Here is a 4,539-nt window from a genome sequence, read left to right as displayed (position 1 = left end):
CGCCAGGACCAGCGCGAAATGTCCGGTTTCAACCATTGTGGCGCCCGCCAGGTTTTTGTTTTGCCACAGGTTCTTGCCGCAAGACCGTGAGACACTTTTGCGGAACCTGCTTAGTCACTCTTGCTCTCCTGCCACACGCCCTTGGACTTGAGGCCGTCGGCCACCTCCTTGGGCATGTAGTTCTCGTCGTGCTTGGCCAGCACGCTGTCGGCGACGAAGACGCCGTCCGGGCGAAACGTGCCTTCTGTGATGACGCCCTGCTCCTCACGAAAAAGGTCGGGAAGAATGCCGGTGTAGGTGACCTTGACCTGCTTCTGGTTGTCGGTCACCGAAAAAGCGACGGTAGCCCCCTGACCGCGCTCGATCGTGCCTTTTTCGACGAGGCCGCCGAGCCTGATACGCTGCCCAGGCTGCAGGCTGGCGGTGGTCAGATCGGCGGGCATGTAGAAGTAGGAGGCCTTCTGGCCGAGCGCGTAGAAGGTCAGGCCGGTGGCGGCACCGAGGAAGGCCAACCCTCCGGCGATCACCGACAGTCTTTTCTGCTTGCGCGTCATGTTTTACTCCGTCGCCGTCAGGCCGAGCGAGATGGCAAAGGCGGTGAATTTCTTCGCTTCCTCACTATCTGAGCCAAAAACGGCGATACCGCGATTGAGCGCGTCGCGTGCTTGATCGGCCTTGCCCAGCACGACATAGGAACGAATAAGCTGCATCCATCCTTCCGCATCGCGCGGGTTTTGCCGAAGTCTTTCATCAAGTCCCGCAACCATGGTGTTGATCATCGCTTCCCTGTCCTGCGGCGACATCGACGAGGCTGCATCGACATTCGCGGCGTCCGGGCCTTTTGCAGGCACTCCCGAAGCGACGTTCCGCTTGGCGGATTCGGCCAGTGCCTGCTCGACGGCGCCGAGCCAGGCTGAGTCCTGCGGCAAGGCCGCTAGCATTTTCTGCCAGACAGCTGTGGCCTCCTCAGTGCGGCCTTCCTGCGCCATGCCCATCGCCAGATAAAAGCTGGCCTTCGGATTTGCCGGATCGAGCTTCAGCGCCGCCTCGAAGGCGGCCTGAGCGTCGGCCGAGACTATGCCGCCCGCTGCGCTGGCGATCGCCTCGCCGAGGCCGGCCTGGCGGGCAGCACTGTCGCCGTCGAGGCGAATGGCGTTCCGGTACGCCGTCACCGCGTCGGAAAACCGCTGCATGCGCAGATAGACTGGCGCCAGAACGCCCCAACCCCTGCCATCGGACGGATTCGCGGCAAGGTGGGCCTCGGCGCGTGCCACCAGTTCCTCCACCGAACTGTCGGCGGGATTCTTGGCCAGTCGCTCGCTGAGCGGCTGCGACGGCAGATCGGGCGAGCCGAGCTGGCTGTACAAGCCCCAACTGACCAGCGGAACCGCCAGGACCGCGGCCGTCGCAACCAGCCTGGTCGCCATTGACGGCTGCCGCGCCGCTGACTTGTCGGCGGCATTGTCAAGTCGAAGGATCCGGCGGGCGATCTCCGCACGCGCCTCTTCGGCCTCCGCCGGCTGGATCAGGCCACGCGCCACGTCCAGGTCAAGCTCGGACAACTGGTCGCGATAGACTTCAAGGTCATGATCGCTGCTCGCCGAACCACCCTTCGAGCCGCTGGCCAGCGGTATCAGAACCGCCAGGCTTGCACCCAGCGTGAGAATGGCAGCTATGACCCAGAACAGCATGCTTATTCCAATAACGGCAGAGCCATGCCCTGCCAACACAGGGGTCCTGCGACGCTTTGACGGCAGGAGCGTCGCATGTCCTTGATTGATGTCAACTGGAGCATTCGGCCGGTCGTTATGTCAGTGGCGTCCAGCTGCCATCGGCGTTGCGGCAAGCGGTTCCGCGCGCGGTGGCGCCGGCGGCGCCGGTAAAGACCGTATGGGTGTATTGCCGGCAGTCCTGCGAGCCGACACGATAGGGCTGGGCGGGCACGACTTCACCGTAATGCGCCGACCGATCGCTTTTCCACCTCACCTTCTGGCCGCTCGCCGTGTACTCCAGCGCCCTGTATTCCGCCTCCAGCGCCTTGCGCTTTTCGGGATCGTTCAAGCCGGTACCGATCGATCCGCTGACGAGGCCGCCCCCCATGGCGGTAATGATCGTCGTCGCGATCTTGCCGTCACTTTGCGGCGTGGCGGCCGGCTGCGGCGCCACCGTGGAGCCAGGGCTCCTGCCCAGCGTCGTGCAGCCGGAAGCGGCCAGCAGTGCGGAAACGAGCGCGACGCGAATCTTCATGCCAACAACCAGTTTTCTTGAGTTAGAGCTGGGCCGCGCCATCGGGGGAAGTCGGCGTGGCCATAGTGTCGATGTTTGTCGGAAATTTGGCCGCGGCCGACGGCTCCGGGACCAGTCGACATGCCGCAATATCACGCACGGTCGATCAATGTCGACTAGCCCAGCAAAAGCATAAGTCTAGTGAAGGCTCCGCAATTGAACCACCGCCTTCAACCCGCCCATGCTCGACCGTTCCAGAGCCAGAAGGCCTCCATACTCGTTGACCAGGTCGGCGACAATGGCAAGTCCAAGCCCGGTCCCCGGCTTTGTCTCGTCGAGCCGCCGTCCGCGCTTCAGCGCCTCGCGCGCCTTGTCTTCGGGAATGCCCGGGCCGTCATCTTCGATGCTGATCTCGAACAGATCGACAGCACCCTCCTTGCCGACGCCACTCTTCTTGCCGGAGATCGGCGCCACCGACACGGCGACCGCGCTCTTTGCCCATTTCATGGCGTTGTCGAGCAGATTGCCAAGCAATTCTTCCAAATCCTCGCGTTCGCCGGCAAAGACGATATCGACTGCGGGCAGCGACAGCGAGAGAGCGGTCTGCGGGTTGAGTTTTTGCAGCACGCGTACCATGCGCTGGACCAGCGGCGCCACCGGCGTGCGGTAGACGACGCTGTCGCGTTGTGCCGCAACGCGGGCGCGCTGCAGATAATGGTCAACCTGCTTCTGCATCGACGCGGCCTGCTCGGCTATGAGCTGGCCCTTGGCGCCGCCGAGCGCCCGCCCCTCATTGATCAGCACCGCCAGCGGCGTCTTCAGCGAATGGGCGAGGTTGCCGACCTGCGTCCGTGAGCGCTCGACAATACGCTTGTTGTTTTCGATCAGCGCGTTGGTCTCGTTGGCGAGCGGCTCGATCTCGGCCGGGAAGCGACCGTCGAGCCTTTGCGCGGTTCCTTCGCGCACCATAGCGAGAGCGTTCCTGACCCGGCGCAATGGCTGCAGGCCCAACAGGATCGCGATGGCGTTGATGGCGATCATGCCGACGCCGAACAGGGAAAGATAGGTCAGCAGGCGACGCTGGAAGGCGCCTATTTCCTGCTCGAGCTCGGTCTTGTTGCCCATGACACGGAAGCGCGCTGCGCGATTTTTCGCGTCGAGAACGAATTCGCTCTCGAAAACTTCCAGTTCCTCGCCATCGATGCCTTCTGTCGCATAGCTGCGCTGGAAGCTGGCATTGAAAGGAACCTCGGCGACGCTTGGCGACAGGATCGCCTCGGTCATCGAGGAGGAGTGCAGCTCACCGCGTACGCCTTCCGACGCAGGCTCCACCGACCAGTACCAGCCGGAATTCGGCTCCGAGAACCGGAGGTCGCCAAGGTCGGGAGCGCCGGTCAGCGACCCGCCTTCGGATACGCCGACCGAGCCGATCAGATTGAACAGATGCGCCGACAGCAGGCTGTCGAAACCGCGCTCGCTCGCCTGGCGATAGAGGGTCGTGATCAGCGTGAAGATGACAATCAGGGTGAGTATCGCCCAGACCGTGGAAAAGGCAATCACCCGGAACGCCAGCGAACGCGGCCAGAACCGCAGTGAAAGCGGCGTTCTTGCAGTCTGTTTGAGCGGTTCCGCCTTACGCCTCCGGCTCACGCATTCGATAGCCCATGCCGCGAACGGTTTCTATCATGTCGATGCCCATCTTCTTGCGAAGCCGCCCGACAAAGACCTCGATTGTGTTGGAATCGCGGTCGAAATCCTGATCGTAAAGATGCTCGACCAGTTCGGTCCGGGACACGACCTCGCCCATATGGTGCATCAAATAGGCAAGCAGGCGGAATTCGAGCGACGTCAGCTTCAGCGGCACGCCGTCGACATCGGCCTTGGAGGCCTTGGTGTCGAGCCGCAACGGCCCGCAGGTCAACTCGGACGACGCATGGCCGGCCGCGCGCCGGATCAGCGCTCGGACCCTGGCCAGCACCTCTTCGATGTGGAACGGCTTGGTGACATAATCGTCGGCGCCGGCGTCGATGCCGGATACCTTGTCGCTCCAGCGATCGCGCGCCGTCAGAATCAGGACCGGCATCTTGCGGCCGCCGCGCCGCCAGCGCTCGACCACACTGATGCCGTCCATCTGCGGCAAGCCAATGTCGAGCACGACGGCATCATAGGGTTCGGTGTCGCCGAGGAAATGCCCTTCCTCACCGTCGAAAGCCCGGTCGACGACATAGCCGGCATCGACCAGCGCGTCCGATATCTGCCGGTTGAGATCCTTGTCATCTTCGACAACGAGTACGCGCATGCGGGGATCATACC

5 protein-coding genes are annotated in these 4,539 nt (G+C 63.1%); all 5 read right to left on the bottom strand.

Features of this window, described 5'->3' with window-relative positions; all coding sequences use genetic code 11:
• Positions 1 to 110: 110 nt before the first annotated feature.
• Positions 111 to 554 (bottom strand): cytochrome c maturation protein CcmE, encoded by a 444-nt coding sequence (gene ccmE / locus EOA86_RS23590; protein ID WP_065010432.1) that lies wholly within the window; start codon positions 552 to 554, stop codon positions 111 to 113.
• A gap of 3 nt (positions 555 to 557) precedes the next feature.
• Entirely contained in the window at positions 558 to 1,691 is a 1,134-nt protein-coding gene (gene ccmI / locus EOA86_RS23585) for a c-type cytochrome biogenesis protein CcmI (protein WP_128343853.1), read from the bottom strand.
• A 115-nt stretch (positions 1,692 to 1,806) separates the two neighbouring features.
• A complete protein-coding gene (locus tag EOA86_RS23580) occupies positions 1,807 to 2,247 on the bottom strand; it encodes a hypothetical protein (RefSeq protein WP_128343851.1) in 441 nt (146 codons plus the stop codon).
• Positions 2,248 to 2,424: 177 nt separating this feature from the next.
• Positions 2,425 to 3,876: an ATP-binding protein gene (locus tag EOA86_RS23575; RefSeq protein WP_128343849.1), complete on the bottom strand. Its 1,452-nt coding sequence runs from the start codon at positions 3,874 to 3,876 to the stop codon at positions 2,425 to 2,427.
• The gene (locus EOA86_RS23570) at positions 3,860 to 4,525 is read right to left on the bottom strand and encodes a response regulator transcription factor (protein ID WP_065010429.1); all 666 of its coding nucleotides are present in this window, start codon (positions 4,523 to 4,525) and stop codon (positions 3,860 to 3,862) included. The genes EOA86_RS23575 and EOA86_RS23570 overlap by 17 nt, the downstream gene beginning before the upstream one ends.
• Between the last annotated feature and the right edge of the window lie 14 nt (positions 4,526 to 4,539).

Source organism: Mesorhizobium sp. M5C.F.Ca.IN.020.32.2.1 (assembly GCF_004023105.1).
GTDB lineage: Bacteria > Pseudomonadota > Alphaproteobacteria > Rhizobiales > Rhizobiaceae > Mesorhizobium > Mesorhizobium wenxiniae.
The sequence above is the reverse complement of the archived record's forward strand: the minus strand, read 5'-3'. Positions and strand labels throughout refer to the sequence as shown.